19 protein-coding genes and 2 tRNA genes are annotated in these 25,625 nt (G+C 46.4%); 13 read left to right on the top strand and 8 right to left on the bottom strand.

Annotated elements, in window-relative coordinates:
* Positions 1-61 precede the first annotated feature (61 nt).
* Both srmB and L1D23_RS07640 read right to left on the bottom strand, forming a co-directional pair.
* Positions 62-1,294: an ATP-dependent RNA helicase SrmB gene (gene srmB / locus L1D23_RS07645; RefSeq protein ID WP_239837760.1), complete on the bottom strand. Its 1,233-nt coding sequence runs from the start codon at positions 1,292-1,294 to the stop codon at positions 62-64.
* A gap of 90 nt (positions 1,295-1,384) precedes the next feature.
* Positions 1,385-2,104 carry a methyltransferase gene (locus L1D23_RS07640; RefSeq protein WP_239865182.1) on the bottom strand — a complete coding sequence of 240 codons (720 nt, stop codon included), beginning with the start codon at positions 2,102-2,104 and terminating at the stop codon, positions 1,385-1,387.
* Between the two features lie 304 nt (positions 2,105-2,408).
* Here L1D23_RS07640 and brnQ point away from each other — a divergent pair, with 304 nt between their 5' ends.
* The 3 genes from brnQ (at position 2,409) to lysS (ending at position 6,550) form a co-directional block, all read left to right on the top strand.
* Complete coding sequence (gene brnQ / locus L1D23_RS07635; RefSeq protein WP_239865181.1) at positions 2,409-3,722, top strand: branched-chain amino acid transport system II carrier protein; 1,314 nt, start codon at positions 2,409-2,411, stop codon at positions 3,720-3,722.
* 161 nt (positions 3,723-3,883) lie between these two features.
* Positions 3,884-4,982 (top strand): peptide chain release factor 2 gene (prfB, locus tag L1D23_RS07630; protein ID WP_126575070.1). Its coding sequence is split into 2 segments (ribosomal slippage): positions 3,884-3,958 and positions 3,960-4,982, totalling 1,098 coding nucleotides; the frame shifts between segments, so codons are not numbered across the junction.
* Between the two features lie 50 nt (positions 4,983-5,032).
* Positions 5,033-6,550, top strand: coding sequence for a lysine--tRNA ligase (lysS, locus tag L1D23_RS07625; protein ID WP_239865179.1), 1,518 nt, complete (start codon positions 5,033-5,035; stop codon positions 6,548-6,550).
* A 70-nt stretch (positions 6,551-6,620) separates the two neighbouring features.
* On the opposite strand, the gene L1D23_RS07620 is transcribed toward lysS, so the two are convergent.
* From L1D23_RS07620 to L1D23_RS07610, 3 genes are all read right to left on the bottom strand, one after another.
* Positions 6,621-7,499 carry a U32 family peptidase gene (locus L1D23_RS07620; RefSeq protein ID WP_239865177.1) on the bottom strand — a complete coding sequence of 293 codons (879 nt, stop codon included), beginning with the start codon at positions 7,497-7,499 and terminating at the stop codon, positions 6,621-6,623.
* A gap of 10 nt (positions 7,500-7,509) precedes the next feature.
* The gene (locus tag L1D23_RS07615) at positions 7,510-8,523 is read right to left on the bottom strand and encodes a peptidase U32 family protein (protein ID WP_239865175.1); all 1,014 of its coding nucleotides are present in this window, start codon (positions 8,521-8,523) and stop codon (positions 7,510-7,512) included.
* Positions 8,524-8,658: 135 nt separating this feature from the next.
* Positions 8,659-10,698: a bifunctional diguanylate cyclase/phosphodiesterase gene (locus tag L1D23_RS07610; protein WP_239865173.1), complete on the bottom strand. Its 2,040-nt coding sequence runs from the start codon at positions 10,696-10,698 to the stop codon at positions 8,659-8,661.
* 197 nt (positions 10,699-10,895) lie between these two features.
* On the opposite strand from L1D23_RS07610, the gene L1D23_RS07605 reads away from it, so the two are divergent.
* The 10 genes from L1D23_RS07605 to truB all read left to right on the top strand — a co-directional run bounded on the left by L1D23_RS07605 (position 10,896) and on the right by truB (position 19,069).
* Entirely contained in the window at positions 10,896-11,423 is a 528-nt protein-coding gene (locus tag L1D23_RS07605) for an SCP2 domain-containing protein (RefSeq protein ID WP_239865171.1), read from the top strand.
* A complete protein-coding gene (locus L1D23_RS07600) occupies positions 11,407-11,910 on the top strand; it encodes an N-acetyltransferase (RefSeq protein ID WP_239837752.1) in 504 nt (167 codons plus the stop codon). Before L1D23_RS07605 ends, L1D23_RS07600 begins: the two co-directional genes overlap by 17 nt.
* 220 nt (positions 11,911-12,130) lie before the next feature.
* A complete protein-coding gene (gene secG, locus L1D23_RS07595) occupies positions 12,131-12,466 on the top strand; it encodes a preprotein translocase subunit SecG (protein ID WP_006958051.1) in 336 nt (111 codons plus the stop codon).
* Positions 12,467-12,481: 15 nt separating this feature from the next.
* Positions 12,482-12,565, top strand: a tRNA-Leu gene (locus L1D23_RS07590).
* Positions 12,566-12,620: 55 nt separating this feature from the next.
* Positions 12,621-12,697, top strand: a tRNA-Met gene (locus L1D23_RS07585).
* A 212-nt stretch (positions 12,698-12,909) separates the two neighbouring features.
* Entirely contained in the window at positions 12,910-13,365 is a 456-nt protein-coding gene (gene rimP / locus L1D23_RS07580) for a ribosome maturation factor RimP (RefSeq protein WP_239865169.1), read from the top strand.
* A 24-nt stretch (positions 13,366-13,389) separates the two neighbouring features.
* Entirely contained in the window at positions 13,390-14,877 is a 1,488-nt protein-coding gene (nusA, locus tag L1D23_RS07575; RefSeq protein WP_239865167.1) for a transcription termination factor NusA, read from the top strand.
* Positions 14,878-14,899: 22 nt separating this feature from the next.
* The gene (gene infB, locus L1D23_RS07570) at positions 14,900-17,593 is read left to right on the top strand and encodes a translation initiation factor IF-2 (RefSeq protein WP_239865166.1); all 2,694 of its coding nucleotides are present in this window, start codon (positions 14,900-14,902) and stop codon (positions 17,591-17,593) included.
* 115 nt (positions 17,594-17,708) lie between these two features.
* Positions 17,709-18,122, top strand: a complete 414-nt coding sequence (rbfA, locus tag L1D23_RS07565; RefSeq protein ID WP_239837748.1) for a 30S ribosome-binding factor RbfA — start codon at positions 17,709-17,711, stop codon at positions 18,120-18,122.
* Positions 18,122-19,069: a tRNA pseudouridine(55) synthase TruB gene (gene truB / locus L1D23_RS07560; RefSeq protein WP_239865164.1), complete on the top strand. Its 948-nt coding sequence runs from the start codon at positions 18,122-18,124 to the stop codon at positions 19,067-19,069. Before rbfA ends, truB begins: the two co-directional genes overlap by 1 nt.
* 65 nt (positions 19,070-19,134) lie before the next feature.
* Here the strand turns inward: truB and L1D23_RS07555 are convergent, their stop codons facing one another.
* From L1D23_RS07555 to gltB, 3 genes are all read right to left on the bottom strand, one after another.
* Complete coding sequence (locus L1D23_RS07555; RefSeq protein WP_239865162.1) at positions 19,135-19,563, bottom strand: DUF1499 domain-containing protein; 429 nt, start codon at positions 19,561-19,563, stop codon at positions 19,135-19,137.
* A 90-nt stretch (positions 19,564-19,653) separates the two neighbouring features.
* On the bottom strand, positions 19,654-21,066 hold the full coding sequence (locus tag L1D23_RS07550; RefSeq protein ID WP_239865160.1) for an FAD-dependent oxidoreductase: 1,413 nt from the start codon (positions 21,064-21,066) through the stop codon (positions 19,654-19,656).
* Positions 21,067-21,086: 20 nt separating this feature from the next.
* Complete coding sequence (gene gltB, locus L1D23_RS07545; protein ID WP_239865158.1) at positions 21,087-25,550, bottom strand: glutamate synthase large subunit; 4,464 nt, start codon at positions 25,548-25,550, stop codon at positions 21,087-21,089.
* Positions 25,551-25,625 lie beyond the last annotated feature (75 nt).

Here is a 25,625-nt window from a genome sequence, read left to right as displayed (position 1 = left end):
CCGATCGAAAATAAAAGGGCTGATGCTCTCACATCAACCCTTTAGTGTTGTTAGCTTGTCGCTACTTTTTCTTCTTTGCGACTTTCTTTTTGCCTTTCGCGGTGGACGCTTTCTTGTCGTCTTTTTTCTTTTTCTTGAATGTAGGTTTCTTGTGCTTAGGGCGAAGCTCTTTAATGAAGCGCTCTTTGATCTCTTCTTTTACGTAGCGAGCCACGCGATCCATCATGGGTTGGTCGTGGGCCTCGACGAGTGAGATCGCATTGCCTTTCTTACCAGCACGAGCAGTTCGGCCGATGCGGTGAAGATAAACATCAGCGCTTCGTGGCATGTCGTAGTTGATAACATGGCTGACATCTGGCAGATCAATGCCTCGCGCCGCCACATCAGTGGCAAGAAGCACATTGACTGAGCCATCGCGGAATCGTGCAATGGCGTTGTTACGACGATCCTGTGGCATTTCACCTTGAATCCAGGCACATGGAATTTGGGCTTTTTCCAACTCTACGCGTAGCTCGGCTAATCGTTCCCGAGTTTTAAGGAAGACAATAGAACGCTCTGCTTGGTCATTGATGATTTTTTTCAGTAGCTCCAGTTTATGCGACATATCATCGGCACGGTGATACCACTGAGCAATCTTTTTACGCTCGCGACGAGAAGGTTCGGCATCTATCTCTGCGGGCTCTTTGAGTAGATCAGCGGTAAAACCTTCTACGCCTTTCCCTTCAAGTGTCGCAGAGAAAAGTAAGGTTTGTTTTCGCCAGCGACATTCAGAAGAAAGACGATCAACGGTCGGGCCAAAGCCCATGTCGAGCATGCGATCCGCTTCATCTAGGATCAACCATTCGATTGCTCGGCAGTCGAAACGTTCTGCTTCGATGTATTCCATCAAGCGTCCTGGGGTCGCAACCACGATATCTTGGGTTTTGGAGAGAATATCAGCGTGTTCCTGATACTGTACTCCACCTGTGATGGTGAAAATGTTTAGGCTGGTGTGTTTGGCGAGCTCACGAGCTTGGTCAGCGACTTGCATAGCTAATTCGCGAGTCGGAGTCAGGATCAGCACACGAGCAGGCCCCGGCTTACGACGAGGGAAGTCTTGCAAATATTGCAAAGCGGGCAAGACAAAAGCGGCCGTTTTACCTGTGCCAGTCGGCGCCGAAGCGAGAATGTCTCTGCCGTCCAAAGCTTGTGGAATGGCTTCAGCCTGGATCTGGGTTGGGCGGGTATAACCCATTTCTTCGATTGCAACGAGCAAGTTGTTATCTAGCTCTAGTTCAGCAAAATTTCTGATCACTCTGGTGTCTCCACAAGCTGGTAAGTGAGAACGATAAATTTAAGGGAACGTATTATAGAGGGTTCGGTGATAAGGATCACACCTTAATTTCTACATCTTCAAATAAAACGCTTTCGTCAATGCGATAAACTCGTCGCTGTAGCCATTATCATCTTGAATTATCAGTGTTTCTACCTTCGTATTTGATGGGTGTTGGCTAAGCTCAATCAGCAACCGGCTAACGGGTTTCTTCTCTGTGGTGTGTACCTCACATAAACTAGCTAGGTGCCAACTAAGTGTTTCCGCTAAGGAGATAAAAAGCCTCCCTTCCGTTTCAGGAAGTACAAACCAAGCTCGGCCGTCAGCGTTCAGTAACTTTTGGCATTGCTGAAGTAACGCTTCGTGGCTCAAGGTTAAGGTATGCCTTGCGGTCGCTCGTTGCTGATTTTGGGCATGCTCCCCTGAATTGAAATATGGAGGGTTACATACAATAGCGTCATAGCTTGTTCCGAATGGAAAGTTGAGCACGTTGCCTTCCAGTAATGTTAGTCGGGAAGACCAAGGAGAAGAGGTGAAATTGTCTTCAGCAGCTTGTAAGGCATGTTGGTCAATATCGATAGCATCAATAGTAGCGGATATATTTCTTTGCGCGCACATTAAGGCTAGTAAGCCTGTGCCTGTTCCAATATCTAAAATGGTATTCGCCTGTTTAATATCGCACCAAGCTCCGAGTAACACGCCATCAGTGCTGACTGGCATGCCTGAGTAACCACCAGAAATTTTAAACTGCTTGAATGAAAAGTCTTTCGTCTTGGTTTTTGTGTTTTTCATTTTATTCTGTGCGTGGTGAACAATTGAGTGATTCAGTCTATTGTTGGATATTTGTATGGTCTTTTGTTCTATTATTGTTGCATTTGTTTTATTTATTGATCCATATATTAAACTAATATTTCTTATTTTAATGGTCGATATAACTGGTTGTGAGTTGAAAGTATAAATTTATATGGCGTTTTTGGCCCTAGGGTTGCGGATGAGTGTGTGTTTCGTCATTATTCGCCTCCAAATTTATAGATTGGGTAGCCATCACGGACTACTCAGCATGCACAACATCAATCAAAAAGTTAAAGGGTCTCTTGTGAATCAGACTTTAAAATTAACAGATATTATCGCGGTAGGCTTTATGCTTTTCGCCTTCTTCTTAGGTGCGGGTAACATTATCTTCCCGCCACTGGCAGGACAACTTGCAGGTGAAAACCTTGTTCCTGCGATGACTGGTTTTCTTCTCACTGCGGTAGGTCTTCCTCTTATTACGATCGTTGCTATCGCCGTTGCAGGGGGATCTTGGGATCATCTCACCAAAGATTTACCTAAGCGTGTAGCAATGACCATAGCGGTACTGATTTTTATCATTATCGGTCCTGCATTTGCCGCGCCACGTACCGGTTTGGTGGCTTATGAAATGGCGGTGAAGCCATTTTTTGCTGATGCCGCACAACTTCATCTGACGGTTTTTTCCATCCTATTCTTTGTGGTTGCGATGTCTTTTGCTTGGTCTCAAGGCAAGCTGATTGATGTGATTGGAAAAATACTGACACCAGTACTTTTCCTAGGCCTAATTGTGCTTGCTGTCGCTGTGTTTATCGACCCTCAAGGAGAAATGATCGCAGCGCAAGGTGAATACCTTACGCACCCACTGCAAAAAGGTTTCCTTGAAGGTTACAACACCATGGATACCTTCGCCTCGCTGATGTTTGGCGGGCTTATCGTCGATGCACTTCGTCAAAAAGGGATTTCTGATCAAAAAGCGACCGCCAAATACCTGATCAGAGCCGCATGTGTTGCTGCTGCGGGTCTGGCTTTCGTATACGTATCTTTATTCTACCTAGGTGCAACCAGTGCGGCTGTGGCTGCTGGTGCAGACAATGGCGGTGTGATTCTTAGCGTGTACGTTCAATCTCTGTTTGGCCCGTATGGTCAAATTGTATTGTCAGTGATTGTGCTTCTTGCGTGTTTAACGACGGCTATCGGTATTATCTCAGCGTGTTCTGATTACTTTAGCTCGCTGACTCCAGTGTCTTACAAAGCTTGGGTTGTGGTTAACGGTGTGGCGTGTGCAGTCGTTGCCAATGTTGGTCTTTCCCAACTGATTGCCTTGTCTGTTCCTGTGCTATTTGCACTATACCCAGTGGCTATCGCTTTGGTCGCACTGACGTTTATTCGCAAGATGCTACCAAACCCACAAGTGGCTTACCGTGTCGTTATCCTTGTGTCACTGCTGTTTGCTCTGATTGATGCAGCAAAAGTCGCGGGTGTGGATGTGTCTGCGCTAAGTATGTTACCGCTGTTCGATATTGGCATGGGTTGGTTGCTGCCAACCATTGCTGCCATGATCTGCATGTTTTTCATTGGAAAATCAGCTCAATCAGAGCTAGCAGAAGAAGCAGCTTAAGTCGAAACGCACAATAGATAAAAATCCCCTGTCATGCCTCGTGTGACAGGGGATTTTTCGTTGAATCGTCGGTAGGTTGTAGTGCAAAAAATTCCTGTATCTTCATCACACTTTTCAGTACAATTCTCCGGTTAAATTCTACTCATAAATGTTGAGCAAACATGTTTGAAATCAATCCTATTAAAAACCGCCTTAAGGACGTGTCTGAGCGCACTAATGTCCTGAGGGGGTACCTTTGACTATGACGCCAAACAAGAGCGTCTAGAAGAAGTCAACGCAGAACTAGAACAACCGGATGTGTGGAACGAACCTGAGCGTGCGCAAGCGCTAGGCAAAGAGCGTTCTGCTCTAGAAGCGGTTGTGGAAACGATTGATCAACTTGAGCAAGGTGTGGAGGATGTTGATGGTCTTCTAGAGCTTGCGGTTGAAGAAGAAGATCAAGAAACCTTCGATGAAATTGAGCCAGAGCTTGCTGAGCTTGAAGCTAAGCTAGAAAAGCTCGAATTCCGTCGTATGTTCTCTGGCGACCATGATGCATCTGACTGCTACATTGATTTGCAGTCAGGCTCTGGTGGTACGGAAGCGCAAGACTGGACATCGATGATGCTACGTATGTACTTGCGTTGGGCTGAAGCAAAAGGCTTTAAGACGGAAGTGATCGAAGTCTCTGAAGGTGAAGTTGCTGGTCTCAAAGGTGCAACGGTTAAGATCTCCGGTGAGTACGCTTACGGTTGGCTACGTACGGAAACAGGTGTTCACCGCTTGGTTCGTAAATCGCCATTCGATTCAAGCGGTCGTCGTCATACATCGTTTGCTTCTGCGTTTATCTACCCAGAGATTGATGACAACATCGACATCGACATTAACCCTTCTGATCTACGTATTGACGTATACCGTGCATCCGGTGCGGGTGGTCAGCACGTTAACACCACGGAATCGGCGGTACGTATTACTCACGTTCCAACCAATACTGTGGTTCAGTGCCAGAATGACCGCTCTCAACACAAGAACAAAGATCAGGCAATGAAACAGCTTCGTGCGAAGCTATTTGAATTAGAGATTCAAAAGCAAAATGCAGAGAAGCAAGCCAATGAAGACGCTAAGTCGGACATTGGTTGGGGTAGCCAGATTCGTTCATACGTACTGGATGACTCGCGCATCAAAGATCTGCGTACTGGTGTTGAAAACCGTAACACTCAAGCGGTTCTTGACGGCGATCTAGACAAATTTATCGAAGCTAGCCTGAAATCAGGCCTGTAAGCTTTTCACCGAAAAACTATTTTCATAAAGAAAGACAGGATACATCAAAAATGACTGATGCTGTTCAAAACGACAATGTACAAGAAGAGAATAAGCTGATTGCAGAGCGCCGCGCTAAACTGGATCATATCCGTCAGAGCTGCAAAGCAAACGGCCACCCAAATGACTTCCGTCGTGAGCACCTAGCTGGCGATCTTCAAGCAGAATTCGGTGAAAAGACGAAAGAAGAGCTAGAAGAGCTAAACCATGTTGTGGCTATCGCTGGTCGTGTTATGGCTAAGCGTGGTCCTTTCCTAGCGATTCAAGAAACCTCTGGTCGTATCCAAGCCTACGCTGCAAAAGAGGTTCAAAAAGAGCTGAAAGAGAAGTACCAAGGTCTCGATATCGGTGACATCATCGGTGTGAAAGGTGCACTTCACAAGTCTGGTAAAGGCGACCTTTACGTGAACATGGAGTCTTACGAGCTGCTAACGAAAGCACTTCGTCCACTTCCAGAGAAATTCCACGGCCTGACTGACCAAGAGATGCGTTACCGTCAGCGTTACGTTGATCTGATTGTAAACGAAGAGTCTCGTAACGCATTTATCGTGCGCTCTAAACTTGTATCATCTATCCGTAACTTCATGAGCTCTAAAGGCTACCTTGAAGTGGAAACGCCAATGATGCACGTGATCCCTGGTGGTGCAACGGCTCGTCCATTCATCACTCACCACAACGCACTAGACATCGATATGTATCTACGTGTAGCACCGGAGCTTTACCTTAAGCGTCTGGTTGTCGGTGGTTTTGACCGCGTATTCGAGATCAACCGCAACTTCCGTAACGAAGGTCTTTCTCCTCGTCATAACCCAGAATTCACCATGATGGAATTCTACCAAGCATATGCTGACTACAAAGATCTAATGGATCTGACAGAAGAGATGTTAAGCACAGTTGCAATGGACGTTCTAGGTTCAACGTCTATGCCTTACGGTGATGAGACAGTTGAGTTTGGTGGTAAGTACGCTCGCATGAGCATGTTTGAAGCAATCAAGCACTACAACCCAGAGCATGCAGAAATCCAAGCGCTAACAGAACAAGACCTGACTAACCGTGACAAGATGGTTGCGATTGCTAAATCAGTACACGTGGAAGTTGAAACTTTCTGGACATGTGGTCAGCTTCTAGAAGAGATCTTTGGTGAGACTGCTGAGCCTCAGCTAATTCAACCAACCTTCATCACTGGTTACCCAGCGGATATTTCTCCTCTTGCCCGTCGTAGCGATGACAACCCATTCTTTACTGACCGTTTCGAGTTCTTCATTGGTGGTCGTGAAGTAGCGAATGGCTTCTCTGAGCTTAACGATGCAGAAGACCAAGATGCACGCTTTAAAGCACAGGTTGATGCGAAAGACGCTGGTGATGACGAAGCTATGTACTACGATGCGGACTACATCACAGCTCTTGAGCACGGTTTACCGCCAACGGCAGGTCAAGGTATCGGTATCGATCGTCTAGCGATGCTGTTTACTAACACGCACACCATCCGTGATGTAATTCTGTTTCCGGCGATGCGCCCACAAGCTTAATTGCTAGTGTAAAAACAGCGAAAAGGCCGATATCACAGAGGTGATATCGGCCTTTTTTATGACGTAAAGATCAGAGGTTTTTCACTTCCAGCCCAGCGAGCTGATGCCAGTAACCATTACATTGGCGGTTATCAATTTTCATTGGGCTTTGCCCAGATTCGTTAGCCCGAAAATGGTTTAATTCTGAAAGGGTTTCGATTCCAAGTGGACTAAGGCGAACGACATCGACTAGCCCGTGCATATTTGGCAAATCATTGATCAGGTTGTAGCAATATCCGGATTGAGTCTGAATGCCGTTGAGGTTAAACACTTGCTGTCCTTCCTGACTGCTCACCTTTATGCCTGTGGGGTATTTGATACAGCAGGTTTCGCAATCGTCTTTAGCTCGATTTTCAGCACGAGCGGTGAAGCAGCGTGCAGAGTAGGCCAGTGGCAAATAGCCATGGCTGAATACCTCGACTTCAAATTTACCTTTAATACCTATTTCATCACATTGGTTAAGTACATTACCTAACCATTCTCTAGATAGCTCGACTGGCATACACCAGCGCGTCATACCCTGTTTAAGAAATAGTTTCAGCGTGTGTGCGTTGTAGGTATTCACCGCAGGGCCGACGACAAACGGCACTTTGTGCTCTGCGGCCAGCTGGATGGCAGAGACATCGTTGGCTTCGATAGCGAATTCGCCATTATCAATGTACTTCTTCATGATGTTGACTTCACTAGGCGCTTCAAGCAACGCCATGGTAGACAGAACCACTTGCTTGCCGGATTGGTTGAGCGATCTTGCAATATCCATCCAATGTGCAGGTTTCATTTCTCGGCGTTTAGAGCAGACGCTCTCGCCAAGGTAAATGATGTCGGCGGAGCTGGATGCGGCTTGCAGATAAAAGGCTTCAACATCTTGCTTAGGCCAGAAGTAAAGCAGAGGGCCAAGGGCGTATTTCATCGTGTTTTCCTTACTGCCATTTACGGTGGTATGCACCGAGGGTGGTCTGAGTGCCTTCTGAGACGTTAGCCAGTGCAGCATCCCAGGCTGCTTCAACTTGATAAGCTTCTGGATTGGCTAAGTAGCGGTCGATAGCTGCACGCCAGGTGCGAGTCACTTGCTCGACATAAGCGGGGCTTCGTTGACGGCCCTCGATTTTTACAGAAGCCACATTTGCGGCAAACAAGTCTGGCAGCATGGAGAGTGTGTTCAAACTGGTTGGCTCTTCTAGTGTATGATAAGCCTGAGTTTGCTTGTCTAGCTCGGCGGTGAAACGCCCCTTACAAAGAGTAGGGTAGCCAGCATTTTCACCATCACTGTAGCGGTCGATAAGAATATCATTGAGCCGAGATTCTAGCCCTTGCTCAGTCTCCTGCCAACGAACAAATCTCGCAGGCGAGCAGGCGCCGACAGTATTGGGAGATTCGCCTGTCATATACGAAGAAAGGTAGCAGCGTCCTTCAGACATAATGCACAAGCTACCGAAGGCAAACACTTCCAGTTTGACATCTTGTGGAATAGTACGTGACAGCTGTTTGACTTGATGGATGGATAGTACGCGTGGCAGAACCACTCGCTTTACATTGAAATTACGCTTATAGAAATCGATGGCCGCGACATTGGTTGCAGATGCTTGTACTGACAAATGCAGTTCGAGATCCGGATATTTATTGGCGGCATAATCCAAAACGGCAATGTCAGCAATAATTAACGCATCAATACCACTTTGGGCAGCGCGATCGACGGCGTCAGTCCAACGCTCAAACCCGTCTGGATGAGCAAAGGTATTCAGCGCGACGTGAATTTTTTTCTTATGGTCATGAACATACTGAACCGCTTTGTCCAGTTTTTTACCTGTGAAGTTGAGCCCAGCGAAATGGCGTGCATTGGTATCGTCTTTGAAGCCGATATACACAGCGTCAGCACCACAATCGATGGCTGTTTTGAGAGCCGGTAAATTACCCGCAGGACAGAGGAGTTCCATTGTGCTTTCCTATCCGTTTATAACTGCTTTACGAAAATTGCTCCGCATTTTATGAAGGAACACGAGTGTCGAGTTTGATGTAAGGCAGGTTTAGGTAAGTTTCTGAGTCAAATACTCATTTAGAGTGAGTGACAATCAGTTTTTATGGCGACGATGTTGGGCAAACAGCTCTTCGACCTCTTGCTTAGGTTGAGGGCGATAAAAGTGGAAACCTTGGATTGAGTTACAATTGAGATTGGAAAGTAGAGTAGCTTGCTGCTGGGTTTCAACCCCTTCGGCCACTACGGTGAGATTAAGTGATTTGCCTAGGTTAATGATGTTCTCGATAACCGTGACTTGTTTAGGTAATGTATCGATGTCATTAATGAAGGCGCGGTCAATCTTAAGCTCATCTAACGGGAATCGAGCCAGATAAGACAGTGATGAGTAACCAGTACCAAAGTCATCGATAGATAAAGCAAAACCAAGTTTTTTGATTGCGTTAAGCATTTGCAATGTGTGTTCACTGTCACTCATTACCGCACTTTCGGTGAGCTCAAACGTGATGCAACTAGGGTCAAGCTCAGTGGTACGCAGTAGCTTCTCCATATAATCGATCAATTTCGGATTACCAAACTGCTCAGGTGATAAGTTAATCGCCACACGCCCCGGCAGAATACCTTGGAGTTTCCAGCGTTTTACAGTGTTGAAAACTTCTCGCATGACAACCCGGCCTAAGTGTTCAATAAGGCCGGCTCGCTCTGCGACAGGAATGAAAGCTCCAGGGCTGATATAGCCTTCGACGGGGTGTTTCCAACGGATAAGAGCTTCAGCACCGTTAATACTGAAGTCACGAGCGTTAACTTTAGGCTGATACCATACTTCTAAGCCATTTTGCTGTAAGGCTTTTTGCAGCTCAATTTCCAGCCATAAACGCATACGCGCTTCTTTGTTCATCTGATCATTAAATTTAATCAGGCGGTTACGGCCTCTGTCTTTGGCTTCGTACATCGCGGTATCGGCATTCTGCAGTAGAATACGGGCGTCATTGCCATCTCCAGGATAAGCGACGCTACCGATGGAACAGGCTAGACGCTTACTGAAATGGTGTAAATCAAATGGCTGGTTAATGAGAGAAATGATTCGTTCCGTAAGAATTTCCGCCATTCGATTATTTTCTGGCTCCGGCAGGATTAAGCCAAATTCATCACCGCCTAAATGTCCAATGACGGCGTGTTGCGGTAAAAGGCGTTTAAGACGTGATGACACTTCTTTGATCACTTTATCACCGATGTGATGACCTAAAGAATCATTAATGTTTTTGAAGTTATCAATATCCAAATAAAGCAGTAACAGTGGTGTTTCATTGTGAATGAACTGCTCTAAGCGTTTGGTAAAGCCAAAGCGATTGTATAGACCTGTGAGGGAGTCTATGTGAGCATCTTCAAGCGGCTTGTTGCTGAGCTGTTTAGGTGCTTCATTCGCATCTTGGATAAGGACCAGCTGTGAATTACTACCTAGAACCATTGCATTGTCAGCGTGCAAATGCACTCGGCGCTCGAAACCACACCTTGGTCCAGTCAGGCAAGTCAGAGGGTTTTTGGCAAGTGAATGGCTTAGTGATTGATTGAAGACAGTTTTGGTTTTTTCATCAACAAACAGGCGTGAAAGCTCTTCGCCTAGCAAATCCCTGCTGCTTTCGAAGCCCAACAACCGCACTGCTGCCGGGTTGGCGAAAATAATACAGTCTTCCTCAACGATCAAAAGGCCATCAGGCAGCAAAGTCGTCAGAGTAGAAAATTTACCTTCGGATTCTTCTAACGAACGAACAAGAATGTGTTTCTCTGAAGTATCTACAGCGTGAAAAACCACGTGTTCAATGTTGTTGTCGATTTCTACAGGGGTGAGGCTGAAATGTAGGCTGGTCTCGAGATCGATTTCATTGAGCGTAATTTCTGCTTCGAGAGATTCTCCTTTGAACGCTCGTTCATAATAAGGCTTGAGTTGATTATAAAAATGCTTACCCAGAGTTTGAGTATCGTTCATACCAACTAGCTCTTGATTGGATAGCCCCGCGATATCGCAATAGCGGCCATTAACCATGGCATAGTTATGTTGGTTATCTAAGATAGCGAAAAAAAACGGACTATTCGCCGTCATCTTCATGAACCAATGCTGTAGTTGTTGCGAAAGCATCAAAGGTATTACCGACTCTCCCAAGAGCAATACGAGTCACAGAGCTGTGAACTGAAGCGATATCAATAACTATAACTGTGATTGCCGCTAGATTAAAGGTTTAGGGGCATTAGACGAAATTTTGATACACAACAGGAATCGCTCCATCATCATCCATTATGATGAATTCCTTATTTACAAAGTAACGGATAACGCGCGTGATTAACAAGATTCGTACCCAACTAGTTCAAAATGCTGCATCAATTTTGCGATCTCCAGTCCACTTATTACCTAAAATTGTACAAAAAAAAGTCTTATTAGATGGGCTAAAGAGTGTGTTTAAAGAGGCCTTAGAGGATGGTGACTTTGAGTTCCTCCAAGGTAAGTGGTTGAAAGTTGAAGTAAAAGATATGAATCTGAGTTGGTATTTTAGCTATCAAAAGGACAAGTTGATTGTTGCGGATTCGCCGGTTCAAGAAGATGTAGCTTTTGGAGGAAATCTAAATGATCTGGTGTTAATCGCAGGAAGAAAGGAAGATCCGGATACATTATTTTTTCAGCGTCGGCTGTCTATAGAAGGTGATACTGAGCTGGGGTTAGAAGTAAAAAACCTGATGGACAGTGTCGATCTTGAACAACTGCCTAAAGCGATGCAAACGCTATTAAATCAGCTAGCAGACTTTGTGCAGAAAGGGTTACAATCGCCTATTGCACAAAGTGAGGTTATCAATGCTTATTCGAACTGAAGCCCCAGCGGATATTCTCGCCGTGGATAGACTGCTAAAATCTGCCTTTGAGACAGAAGCAGAAGCTGATTTAGTGATGCGATTAAGAGAAAACGGTCGAAGAACGTTGTCGCTGGTGGCCTGTAATGATGAAGGGGAAGTCGTTGGGCATGTTATGTTTAGCCCAGTGACTCTAAATCACGAAGAGTTGAGTTGGCAAGGGTTAGCACCGCTGGCGATAAAAGAGGGTTATCGACGCCAAGGTTTAGCGGCTGAGCTGGTAAAAGAAGGATTTGAGTCTCTGAGAGAGTTCGGCTATCCAGCTTGTGTGGTACTCGGTGAACCAGATTATTACTCGCGATTTGGTTTTGAAGCGAGTGAAAATTATGGCTTTCATTGCCAATGGGAAGTGCCTAAAGGTGCGTTTCAGGTGATAGAGTTATCGCAGGGTGAGTTTTTGGGCCGTAGTGGCTTGATTGAATACAGCCCAGAATTTTCAGCATTTTAGGCATAAAACCTAGGCGAATAACGAGAAAAGTATGACTTTTGTCCTTTTTTTGACCGCTTAGGCATCAAGTCGTCTTTTTTTGAAAAATTCTACTTGTCAGCGTAATAACGTTTCGCTAGTATTGCTCGGCCTTCGATAAGGAGGTCGCTAGCCTTGTTCAAAAACATCAAAAAGTTTTCGAGCGGCGCTGGCTCAACAATTTGGAACATAGGTGGAAATCATGTTTACAGTTCTACTTGTGATTTACCTGTTGGCAGCGGTTGGTGTAATCGGCCTCGTGCTGATTCAACAAGGTAAAGGCGCAGATATGGGAGCCTCATTCGGTGCAGGCGCATCAAACACAGTGTTTGGCGCAAGCGGCTCAGGTAACTTCCTAACCCGAATGACTGCAATTTTTGCAACAGTATTTTTCATCCTTAGCTTAGTGCTAGGTAACATGTCGACTCATAAAACTGAATCTCAGTGGGTTGACCCGACTCAAGGTCAAGTTATCCAACAAGCTGATGATGCTGCGAGTGAAGTTCCAGCCCCAACAGGTGACGAAATTCCTCAATAAGCTAAAGATTTAGCTGCCGAGATGGTGAAATTGGTAGACACGCTAGCATGAGGTGCTAGTGCCTTAGGTGTGAGGGTTCGAGTCCCTCTCTCGGCACCATTGTTTACAAACTTGTAAAACACCTTGGAGAGCGTATAATGCTCGACAAGTCGGACGCGGGGTGGAGCAGCTTGGTAGCTCGTCGGGCTCATAACCCGAAGGTCGTCGGTTCAAATCCGGCCCCCGCAACCAATCCTTTACTGGATGTGGACAAGTTTGCACAGTCGCTAATAGCAACTGTGAGTTAAGCAAACTTTAATTGCTTAACACATCAGGGTCCAGCATCAAAAAACCCCGACTTTCGGGGTTTTTTGTTATCTAAATTTCTGTATTGCAGAAATTTAGACATTGCTTGGAATTTAAATTGGGCTCTGAGCCCTTTTTTTGTTTCTGGAGTGGTTTAAATGACTGGTTTAGAAAGACAACTTACTGAAATGCTTGAAGCTCCAGTAGCAGCATCAGGTTATGAGTTAGTTGGATTAGAATTTATTCGCGCAGGCGAACATTCAACGCTACGTATCTTTATTGACCATGAAAATGGCATCACTGTGGATGACTGTGCAGAAGTTAGCCGTCAGGTTAGCGCAGTAATGGACGTTGAAGATCCAATCACCGTGGCTTACAACCTAGAAGTGTCTTCTCCAGGTTTAGAAAGACCACTTTTCAAAGCAGCACACTATGAACAATTTATTGGTCACGAGGTAAGCATCGTTTTGAAAATGGCTGTTGGCAACCGTCGTAAGTGGAAAGGTATTATCCACGCTATAGAAGGTGAAACAGTAACAGTTACTGTGGACGGCAACGCTGAAGAGTTTGCTTTGAGCAACATTTCAAAAGCTAACCTGATCCCTAAATTTTAATTAAGGTCTTAGAGGCTATTTAAAATGAGTAAAGAAATTTTAGCGGTAGCAGAAGCGGTATCGAACGAAAAAGGGGTACCTCGTGAGCGCATCTTTGAAGCCCTAGAGATTGCTTTAGCTACATCTACAAAGAAAAAGCACGAAATCGAAATCGATGTTCGTGTTGAAATTGACCGTAAGACCGGAGAGTTCGATACTTTCCGTCGTTGGTTGGTTGTTGAAGACGTTGAAAACCCAACAAAAGAAATTTCACTTGAAGCTGCACAGTTTGAAGATGAAACTATTGAGCTGGGTGCATATGTTGAAGACGAGATCGAATCCGTCACGTTTGACCGTATTACGACGCAAACTGCAAAGCAAGTAATTGTACAAAAAGTACGTGAAGCTGAGCGCGCACAGATCGTTGAGCAGTTCATCGACAATGAAGGTGAATTGGTTACTGGCGTAGTGAAAAAGGTTAATCGCGATACCATCGTTCTTGATCTAGGTAATAATGCTGAAGCGGTAATCTTACGTGATGACCAGCTTCCTCGTGAAAACCATCGTCCAGGTGACCGTGTTCGTGGTCTTCTTTATCGAGTAGCGCCAGAAGCGCGAGGTTTCCAACTATTCATCACGCGTTCTAAACCAGAGATGCTGGCAGAACTATTCCGTGTTGAAGTGCCGGAAATTGCAGAAGAGATCATTGAACTGAAAGCTGCAGCTCGTGATCCAGGTTCTCGTGCGAAGATCGCTGTGAAAACAAATGACAAACGTATTGACCCTGTTGGTGCGTGTGTAGGTATGCGTGGTGCACGTGTACAAGCGGTTTCTGGCGAGCTAGGTGGCGAGCGTATTGATATCGTGCTTTGGGATGATAACCCAGCTCAGTTCGTTATCAATGCAATGGCTCCGGCTGATGTGGCTTCTATCATTGTTGATGAAGATGCGCACGCAATGGACATCGCGGTTGAAGCGGATAACCTAGCACAAGCAATCGGCCGTAATGGTCAAAACGTCCGTTTGGCTTCTCAACTTACGGGTTGGGAACTGAACGTGATGACAGTTGAAGACCTACAGAAAAAACATGCTGAAGAGTCTCAAGCGTCGATCGAAAACTTCATGAAGTATCTAGATATCGAAGAAGATTTCGCTCAATTATTGGTTGAAGAAGGCTTTTCTACTCTGGAAGAAGTCGCTTACGTACCTGTAAACGAACTTCTTGAAGTGGATGGCCTAGACGAAGACTTAGTTGAAGAACTACGTAGTCGTGCTAAAGATGCCCTTACCACCCTAGCACTAGCTCAAGAAGAGTCTTTTGAAGGCTTAGAGCCAGCAGAAGATTTGCTTGGCCTTGAGGGGCTAGAGCGTGAGATGGCATTTAAACTAGCGGCTAAAGGTGTAGCAAAACTGGAAGACCTAGCAGACCAAGGTATTGATGACCTAGAAGGTATCGATGGCCTGACTGAAGAACGTGCGGGTGAGCTTATTATGGCAGCTCGTAACATCTGTTGGTTCGGCGAAGACGCATAATATTCAGCAAGGAGGAAGCGGCATGACACAAATTACTGTTAAAGCACTGAGTGAAGAAATTGGTACACCAGTTGACCGCTTATTAGAGCAACTTGCTGATGCTGGTATGACAAAAGCGAGTGCAGATCAGGTGACTGAAGAAGAGAAGCAAAAGCTTCTTACTCACCTGAAAAAAGAGCACGGTGATACTTCTGGTGAAGCTGAGCCAACTCGTTTAACTCTACAGCGTAAAACTCGCAGCACACTCAGCGTTAATGCTGGTGGCGGCAAGAGTAAGGATGTTCAAGTAGAAGTGCGCAAAAAGCGCACTTATGTGAAGCGCAGCACTATCGAAGACGACGCAAACCGCGAGGCTGAGGAAGCAGCAAAGCGTGAAGCTGAAGAGCTTGCGAAGCGTGAGGCTGAAGAGCTTGCAAAACGTGAAGCTGCAGAGAAAGCACAACGCGAGGCCGAAGAAAAAGCGAAGCGAGAAGCGGACGCAAAACGTGAAGCTGAAGAAAAAGCCAAACGCGTACAAGCTGATAAGGCTAAGAAAGACATGAATGCAACAAAAAGTGCAGAAGTGAACGCGCAAGCGAAACAAGAAGCTGACGAACTGAAACGTCGTCAGGAAGAAGAAGCACAGCGTAAAGCGGAACAAGAAGCAGCTAAGCTTGTTGAAGAAGCTCGTAAGCTGGCTGAAGAAAATGAAGCTCGCTGGAGTGAAGCGGAACAGAAGAAGAAAGAGCTAGAAAACTCTGACTACCATGTCACGACTTCATCTTATGCACGTGAAGCAGAAGATGCCGCTGACCGTCGTGAAGAAGGTGGCCGTCGTAAGAAGAAGAAGAAAGCTTCTGGCAACGATGAGCAAAACAACCGTGGTGGTCGTAACCAGCGTGGCGGTAAGGGCCGCAACAAAGGTAAACTGGCGAAACCTGCTTCAATGCAACAAGGCTTCGATAAGACAGCAACGGTTGCTAAAGCGGACGTTGTTATTGGTGAAACTATCGTGGTTTCTGAGCTGGCAAGCAAAATGTCAGTAAAAGGCACGGAAGTCATCAAAGTTATGATGAAGATGGGCGCTATGGCGACTATCAACCAGGTTATTGACCAAGAAACAGCGGCACTTGTTGCTGAAGAAATGGGCCATAAAGTTATCCTGCGCAAAGAGAATGAGCTTGAAGAAGCGGTATTGTCTGATCGTGATAACAACGCAGAAGCGGTTCCACGTGCACCAGTTGTGACTATCATGGGCCACGTTGACCATGGTAAGACATCGACACTAGACTACATTCGTAAAGCACACGTTGCTTCAGGTGAAGCGGGCGGTATTACACAGCACATCGGTGCGTACCACGTTGAAACTGAAAACGGTATGATCACTTTCCTTGATACTCCTGGACACGCGGCGTTTACCGCAATGCGTGCTCGTGGTGCTCAAGCGACAGATATCGTTGTTCTAGTAGTTGCAGCAGACGATGGCGTAATGCCACAAACCATCGAAGCAATCCAGCACGCGAAAGCGGCAGGTGTTCCTCTGATTGTTGCTGTGAACAAGATCGATAAAGAAGATGCGAACCCAGATAACGTGAAGAATGAGCTAGCTCAGTATGACGTTATTCCTGAAGAGTGGGGCGGTGAGAACATGTTTGTTCACATCTCTGCCAAGCAGGGTACCAACATTGATGGTCTACTAGAAACTATCCTTCTACAGTCTGAAGTTCTTGAGCTTACAGCGGTAGAAGAAGGCATGGCATCGGGTGTGGTTGTTGAATCTCGCTTAGATAAAGGTCGTGGTCCTGTTGCTACTGTACTGGTTCAGTCTGGTACGTTGAACAAAGGCGATATTATTCTTTGTGGTCAAGAATATGGCCGTGTTCGTGCAATGCGTGACGAGAATGGTCAAGAGATCTTTACTGCGGGTCCATCTATCCCTGTAGAAATCATCGGTCTGTCAGGTGTGCCAGCATCTGGTGACGAAGCAACCGTTGTACGTGACGAGCGTAAAGCGCGTGAAGTTGCTAACTACCGTCAAGGTAAGTTCCGCGATGTGAAACTAGCACGTCAACAGAAAGCCAAACTTGAGAACATGTTCTCTAACATGGCTGCTGGTGAAGTTGCTGAGCTTAACGTGGTACTTAAAGCTGACGTTCAGGGTTCGGTTGAAGCAATCGCAGATTCTCTAGTGAAACTTTCTACTGACGAAGTGAAAGTGAACATTGTGGGCTCTGGTGTAGGCGGTATCACGGAAACGGATGCCGTTCTAGCAGCCGCGTCGAATGCTATTATCCTAGGCTTTAACGTTCGTGCTGATGCGACCGCTCGTCGTGCTGTAGAGAACGAAAACCTTGATCTACGTTACTACTCAATCATTTACCAATTGATTGATGAAGTGAAACAAGCCATGGGTGGTATGCTTGCTCCAGAATTTAAGCAAGAGATCATTGGTCTTGCTGAAGTACGTGACGTGTTTAAGTCACCGAAACTGGGTGCTATCGCAGGTTGTATGGTTACGGAAGGCCTTATCAAACGTAACAACCCTATCCGCGTACTACGTGATAACGTTGTTATCTACGAAGGTGAGCTAGAGTCACTGCGTCGCTTTAAAGATGACGTTCAAGAAGTTAAGAACGGCTACGAATGTGGTATCGGCGTTAAGAACTACAATGATGTTCGCGTTGGTGACCAAATCGAAGTATTTGAAGTCGTTGAAGTGAAACGTACTCTAGACTAATTGACTATAATTACAGGCTTACTTATTGATAGTTAAGCCGTAATTGGTTGTTGAATACGCCATGGGGGGGTTGGAATTTATCCATCCCCCCATTCTTTCTAATAAGAGAAAAGATATGTCAAAAGAATTTAGCCGAACGCAGCGCGTTGCACAGCAGCTGCAAAAAGAACTTGCGATGATCCTTCAGCGTGAAGTTCGTGATTCTCGCTTAGGTATGGTGACCATTTCTGATGTAGAAGTGTCGCGTGACCTAGCTTATGCCAAAGTGTTTGTCACTTTCCTTTGTGTGGGCGAGCAAACACCAGAGTCTTGCCTAGAAGCACTACGTGAGCATGAAGTGCACATCCGCATGATGCTAGGTAAGCGTATCCGTTTACGCTTGACTCCTGAAATTCGCTTCCATTACGACAATACACTTGTCGAAGGTATGCGTATGTCTAATTTGGTCAGTGAAGTGATCAGTGAAGACAAACGAAAACAGCAAGATGCTGGTCGTGAAGATGAGAATTCGGAAGAAGGTAATGCGTAATGGCTCGTCGTCGTAAAGGTCGTCCAATTAATGGTGTTGTCCTTTTAGACAAGCCAACAGGTATTTCATCGAATGATGCTCTGCAGAAAGTAAAGCGCATCTATTTTGCTGAAAAAGCCGGACATACCGGCGCTCTGGATCCTCTCGCGACAGGCATGTTACCCATCTGCCTTGGTGAGGCAACCAAGTTCTCTCAATTTCTATTGGATTCAGATAAGCGTTATCGAGTGATCGCTAAACTGGGTGAACGAACTGACACCTCTGATTCCGATGGAGAAGTGGTTGAAACTCGTCCAGTTAATGTTTCATTAGAGCAACTTGAAAAGTGTATTGATAAGTTCCGAGGTGAATCTGATCAAGTCCCATCGATGTTTTCAGCATTGAAATACCAAGGGAAGCCACTTTACGAATATGCTCGTCAAGGTATTGAAGTACCTCGTGAATCGCGAAAAATCACTGTATACGAAATTATTCTGCATCGTTTTGAGGGTGATGAAGTTGAAATGGAGGTCCACTGCTCAAAAGGGACTTACATTCGTACTATCGTTGATGACCTCGGTGAAATGCTGGGATGTGGTGCCCACGTTACTATGCTACGTCGTACTGGGGTTGCGAAATATCCATATGGGAAGATGGTCACTTTAGAGCAGCTTAATGAACTTTTAGAGCAAGCGCATCGTGATGAAGTCGCGCCTAAAGAGTTGCTTGATCCTCTACTACTGCCAATGGACACTGCTGTTGAAGATTTACCTGAGGTGAACCTAAACGCTGAGCTAACAGATTTAGTGCAGCATGGTATGCCAGTACAAGTACTCGGTGCTCCAGAAGGGACTGCGCTGCGTATGACGTCTGGTGACGAGAAGCTTTTTATTGGTGTTGCTGAGGTTAATGATGATGGTAAAGTTGCGCCAAAGCGTTTAGTTGTCTTTCGTGGTGACGCTGAGTAATCACTAATTACGAGTACAAAAACCGAAGCTTAGTGCTTCGGTTTTTTATTGTGCAAAGAAACGCTTTACTCTATAAGGTTGCTGGCTTGAAGAGCTTCTCTCAGTTGTTCAGCACGTTTACGGTTCACGCCAAAGTCTGAATAGCCAACGCGAGACTCGGAACGAACAATCAACTGATTAGCCTCTATTTTTAGCTCTAAATCGTCCACAAAGCGCATGATCTTGGATGTGCACTCGATTCGCAGATAATTGCCTTCTTTCACCGCTGCCTTCGCGCCTGACAGTTCAAGTGCCACTTGCTCAATGACATCGATGTTTGCGGATTCGGTTAAGGTGAATGGTGCTAGGTTGTATTCTTCACGTGTGTCTTGGGTAGAAACGCAGTTTGGTTTGTCACCACAAGGTAATTGAGAACGATCCGTCATGGTTGTGACTCCTTGGCTACAAGCAGTTAAGCCGAGCAAAGTGATAGAAAGGAGAGCGGCTTTTTTCATTGTTTTATTCCTTATATTACGAACTTAATTATATGTAATAAAAGAAAAAAGGATCCAATTGTAGGATCCTTTTTGAGACGTTAGCTGGGATTAAACTTCAAGGTAATCGAGAATGCCTTCCGCCGCTTTTCGACCTTCATCAATCGCAGTGACGACTAAATCTGAGCCTCGTACCGCATCGCCACCCGCAAAGATCTTTTCGTTGCTGGTCTGGAATTGGAACTCTTGTTTCGCAGGAGCTTTGATACGCCCCCATTGATCCAACTCGACATCAAATGGTGCTAGCCAATCCATTTTGTGCGGCTGGAAACCAAACGCCATGATCACGACGTCTGCTGGTAGAACGTGCTCACTGCCTTCGACGGGTTCTGGACGTCGGCGGCCTGCATCATCAGGTTCACCAAGGGCAGTTTTCACCACTTTGACCCCTGAGACTTTGCCTGACGCATCCACTTCAATTCCTAAAGGCTGAAGGTTGAACATGAACTTCACGCCTTCTTCCTTGGCATTTTTCACCTCGCGACGAGAGCCTGGCATATTGGCTTCATCACGACGGTAAGCACATACAATGCTTGACGCGCCTTGGCGGATAGAGGTACGAACACAGTCCATCGCGGTATCACCACCACCGAGTACCACTACGCGTTGCTTTGCCATGTCGATAAAAGGTTGGTCGTGCTCCAAGCTCATGACCTTGTACGTATTTGAAATCAGGAATGGCAGAGCATCGTAAACGCCCGGTGCACCTTCATTTTCTAGTCCCGCACGCATGTACTTGTAAGTACCAACACCCAAAAAGACCGCATCGTACTCATCAAGTAGCTCTTGCATTTGCACATCTTTGCCTACTTCGATGTTCATCTTGAACTCCACACCCATCTCGGTGAAGACGCGACGGCGATTTTCCATCACGCCTTTTTCAAGCTTGAATGAAGGGATACCGAAGGTCAGTAGGCCTCCAATTTCAGGGTAGCGATCAAATACGACAGGTTTGACGCCATTGCGCACTAGGATATCAGCAGCGGCCAAGCCGGCTGGGCCTGCGCCAATGATGGCGACCTTTTTATCGGTCCATTCCACCTTCGACATATCTGGCTTCCAACCCATTTCGAAAGCTTTGTCGGTAATGTATTTTTCAATGTTACCTATAGTGACAGCGCCAAAGTCATCATTGAGAGTACAAGAGCCCTCACACAGGCGATCTTGTGGACAAACTCGACCACAAACTTCAGGCAAGCTGTTGGTTTGGTGGGACAGCTCAACAGCTTCAAGAATACGGCCTTCATTGGCAAGCTTTAGCCATTGTGGGATGTAGTTATGGACAGGGCACTTCCATTCACAGTAAGGGTTACCACAATCTAAGCAGCGATCCGCTTGTGCAGTCGCTTGTTGCTTGGTAAATGGCTCATAGATTTCAACGAACTCGATCTTCCGAACTTTGATAGGCTTCTTCGCAGGATCTACGCGTTGAACATCGATAAATTGATAAACGTTCTGACTCATGATTCAAACATCCTCCATGATTACTGGGCTTGAACGCGCAGTTCTGCGGCACTGCGACTCTGGTGACCAAGTAGCGTACGCAAATCCGCCGCTTGAGGCTTCACCAAGTAGAACTTTGGAATCCATTCATCAAAGTTCGCCAAGATATTTTCTGCGTGGCTAGAGCCAGTTTCTTCAAGATGCTCGGCAATTAGACCACGTAAGTGCTCTTGATGTATGTAGAGATCCGACAAAGAAATCGCTTCAACGGATTCATTGTTCACGCGACCTTGGAAGTCTTGGTTTTCATCCAAGACATAAGCAAAACCGCCCGTCATACCTGCGCCAAAGTTCACACCGGTCGCGCCAAGAATGGCAACAATACCTCCGGTCATGTACTCACAAGCGTTATCGCCAGCGCCTTCAATGACGGCAATCGTACCTGAGTTACGTACGCCGAAACGCTCACCGGCTTTACCTGCGGCAAACAACTTACCGCCAGTTGCCCCGTACAGACAGGTGTTACCAATGATGGTCGCCTCATTACACTTAAATGCAGTGCCAAGGTGAGGTTTGATAACTACCTTACCGCCAGCCATGCCTTTACCTACGTAGTCGTTTGCATCACCAGTGAGGTAAAGCTCTGCGCCACCCGCGTTCCAAACGCCAAATGACTGACCTGCAGTACCATCTAAGTGCAGTTTGATTGGCGTTGCCGCCATACCTTGATTGCCGTAGCGCTGAGCGATTTCACCGGATAGGCGAGCACCCACAGAACGGTCGGTGTTGATCACGTTGTAGAAGAAGCTAGCAGATTGACGTTTCTCAACCGCTTGCAGCGCATCTTCAATGATCTTGTTGTTTAGCTCTGCTTTATCAAATGGTGTGTTTGGCTGTGTCCAGTAAAGAGGGTGTCCTTCTGGAGAGACTGGTGCCTCAAGGATATTCGACAAATCCAGCTTGGTTTGTTTTGCTGTCAGACCTTCAACGGTTTCCAACAAATCGGTACGACCAATCAAGTCAGTCAGCTTTTCAACGCCAAGTTCAGCAAGTAATCCGCGCACTTCGTCCGCCAGACCGATGAAGTAGTTCATCACCATTTCCGGCAGGCCTTTGAAGTACTCTTTACGCAATGTCTCGTCTTGAGTTGCAACTCCTGTGGCACAGTTGTTGAGGTGACAAATACGTAGGAACTTACAACCCATTGCCACCATTGGCGCAGTACCAAAACCGAAGCTTTCCGCACCGAGAATCGCCGCTTTCACCACGTCTAGCCCCGTTTTTAGACCGCCATCTACTTGTAGACGGATCTTATGGCGTAGACCATTGGCAACCAGTGCTTGTTGTGTCTCTGCCAGTCCCAATTCCCAAGGGCTACCTGCGTATTTCACTGAAGTTAATGGACTTGCTGCGGTACCGCCGTCGTAACCCGAGATGGTAATAAGATCAGCGTAAGCTTTCGCGACACCTGTTGCGATGGTGCCAACGCCTGGTTCAGAAACTAATTTCACCGAAACCAGCGCATTTGGATTGACCTGTTTTAGGTCGAAGATAAGCTGAGCTAAATCTTCAATCGAATAAATATCATGGTGCGGAGGAGGGGAGATCAGAGTCACCCCTTGTACCGAATAACGCAGTTTCGCGATTTCTGCGGTGACTTTGTGTCCCGGTAACTGGCCACCTTCACCCGGCTTCGCCCCCTGTGCCACCTTAATTTGCAGTACATCTGCATTGGTAAGGTAGTGAGGCGTTACACCAAATCGCCCAGAAGCAATCTGCTTGATACGTGAGTTACGCTCTGTACCGAAGCGACGTGGATCTTCACCACCTTCACCAGAGTTAGAGTAGCCACCGAGACGGTTCATCGCTGTTGCAAGTGCTTCGTGCGCTTCTGGGCTAAGTGCGCCAATGGACATCGCCGCAGAATCAAAGCGTTTGAAGAGCTCAGTGCTAGGTTCGATTTGCTCAAGTGGTAGCGGTGAGTCTGATTTTTTCAGCGCCATTAAGTCACGCAGCATGGCAACAGGGCGTTGGTTCACCTGCTTAGCAAAGCTCTGATAATCGTTACTTTCACCTGATTTCACCGCAGTTTGCAGTGTGCCAACCACGTCTGGGTTGTAGGCGTGATATTCACCACCGTGGACATATTTCAATAAGCCACCATGCTCGATGGCTTTTCGTTTCGCCCAAGCTTTACGAGAAAGGTTGTACAAGTCTTGTTGGAAGTCGTCGAAGTTCGCGCCTTCAATACGAGTCGTCACGCCTTTAAAGCATAAGTCGACCACTTCTTGGCTTAAGCCAACCGCTTCAAATAGTTGTGAGCAGCGGTAAGAGGCGATGGTAGAAATCCCCATTTTCGACATGATCTTGTACAGACCTTTGTTGATGCCGTATTGGTAGTTTTGCATCACATCGCGATAGTCTTTTTCTAGCGCTTTATCATCAATCAGCTTACCTAGCGCTTCATAAGCAAGGTATGGGTAAATAGCAGTGGCACCAAAGCCAAGCAAGACGGCAAATTGGTGTGGGTCACGTGCAGTGGCTGTCTCAACAACAATGTTGGCATCACAACGTAAGTTGGCATCAATCAAGCGAGTTTGAACCGCACCGACTGCCATTGCTGCAGGAATTGGTAGCTTGCCTTTGACTAAAGCGCGATCCGAAAGCACCACTAGCACAGTGCCTTCACGTACGACCTGTTCGGCTTGCTCACACAGATCATCAATGGCTTGTTTAAGATCTTTCTGTTGTGGATCGTAGTTGATATCGAGAATGGTATTACGGTAGTGATCATCACCAAGCTCGAGTAACTGCTGCATGTCTGAGTAAAGTAATACTGGTGAATCGAAGGTCACTCGGTAGGCGTGGCCATCGGTTTCACAGAAGACGTTCATCTCCTGACCAATACTGGTCGCCAGTGACATAACGTGTTTTTCACGCAATGGATCGATTGGCGGGTTGGTTACCTGAGCGAACTTTTGGCGGAAGTAATCCGTTACCAAGCGCTCTTTAGACGATAAGACGGCCATCGGGGTGTCATCACCCATTGAACCGACCGCTTCTTGTCCCATATCACCAAGGACACGCAGTACTTGATCGACTTCTTCATTGCTCATGGCAAATTGCTTTTGATAAGTCTTGAGTAAGTCTTCATCAAAGCTGCGCTCACCCACTTGGTCTTCAGGTAGCTGAGCAAAAGGAGTGAGTTTGCGAACGTTGTTTTCCATCCATTCGCGATAAGGGTGACGAGATTTCAGATCGTTATCAATTTCGCTCGATTGCCAAAGCTTACCTTTTCTAGTGTCGATAACCAGTAGTTCACCTGGACCAACACGGCCTTTCTCGGCAACTTCATCTGGAGCGTAATCCCAAATCCCCACCTCAGAAGCCAGAGTGATCAACTTGTCTTTGGTAATCACATAGCGTGCAGGACGCAGACCATTTCGATCTAGGTTACAGGCAGCGTAACGGCCATCGGACAGTACGATACCTGCCGGGCCATCCCATGGTTCCATATGTTTGGAGTTGAAGTCGTAAAACGCTCGCAGATCCGGATCCATATCTGGGTGGTTTTGCCATGCTGGTGGCACAAGCATGCGCATCGCACGGAAAATATCCATACCACCAGCTAAAAAGAGATCCAGCATATTATCTAGGCTGGAAGAATCTGAACCTGTCTCGTTCACAAATGGCGCCGCAGTTTGTAAGTCAGGTAGCAGTGGTGATGAGAACTTGTAAGCCCGAGCACGAGCCCATTGGCGGTTACCTTCGATAGTGTTGATCTCACCATTGTGAGCAAGGTAGCGGAATGGTTGAGCCAGCGGCCAACGAGGTTGAGTATTAGTTGAAAAACGTTGGTGGAACAGGCAGATAGCGGATTCCATGCGTAGATCAGCAAGATCAAGATAGAAGCGCGGTAAGTCCGCCGGCATGCACAAGCCTTTGTAGACCAGAACTTGTGTTGACAAGCTACAGATGTAGAAATCTGGATCTTCGGTGATTTGTTTCTCGATTCGACGACGTGCGATGTAGAGGCGACGTTCAATGTCACGCTCGCGCCAACCTGCCGGAGCAGAGATAAAGACTTGCTGAATGTTTGGAAGTGAATCGGCGGCTATTGGGCCGAGTACTTCTGAATTGGTTGGTACTTCACGCCAACCCGCAACAGTTAACGTCTCTTGTGCGAGTTCTTTGTTGACGATGTCCTTGGCAAGTTGGGCTTTGACCGGGTCTTGATTGAAGAAAAGCATCCCTACGGCATATTGCTTGCCAAGGTTAAAGCCACTTTCTTCAGCGATAAGGCGTAAATAGGAATCGGGCTTTTGTAATAGAAGGCCACAACCATCACCGGTTTTACCATCAGCGGCGATACCACCACGATGAGTCATGCGATCTAATGCCGAAATTGCCGTACGAACCAGTTTGTGACTTGGTTGCCCATCCATGTGCGCAATCAGACCAAATCCACAGTTGTCTTTCTCAAGACTAGGATCATATAAAGCCATTGCAATTCTCCCTTTGCTTCTCTGTCTTCTAGACAGAACTACCAACATGATAAGGGTTGGTATATATGACTAACT

Source organism: Vibrio sp. Isolate24 (genome assembly GCF_022398215.1).
Lineage (GTDB): Bacteria > Pseudomonadota > Gammaproteobacteria > Enterobacterales > Vibrionaceae > Vibrio > Vibrio coralliilyticus_A.
This window is presented reverse-complemented; position numbering and strand designations above follow the sequence as displayed.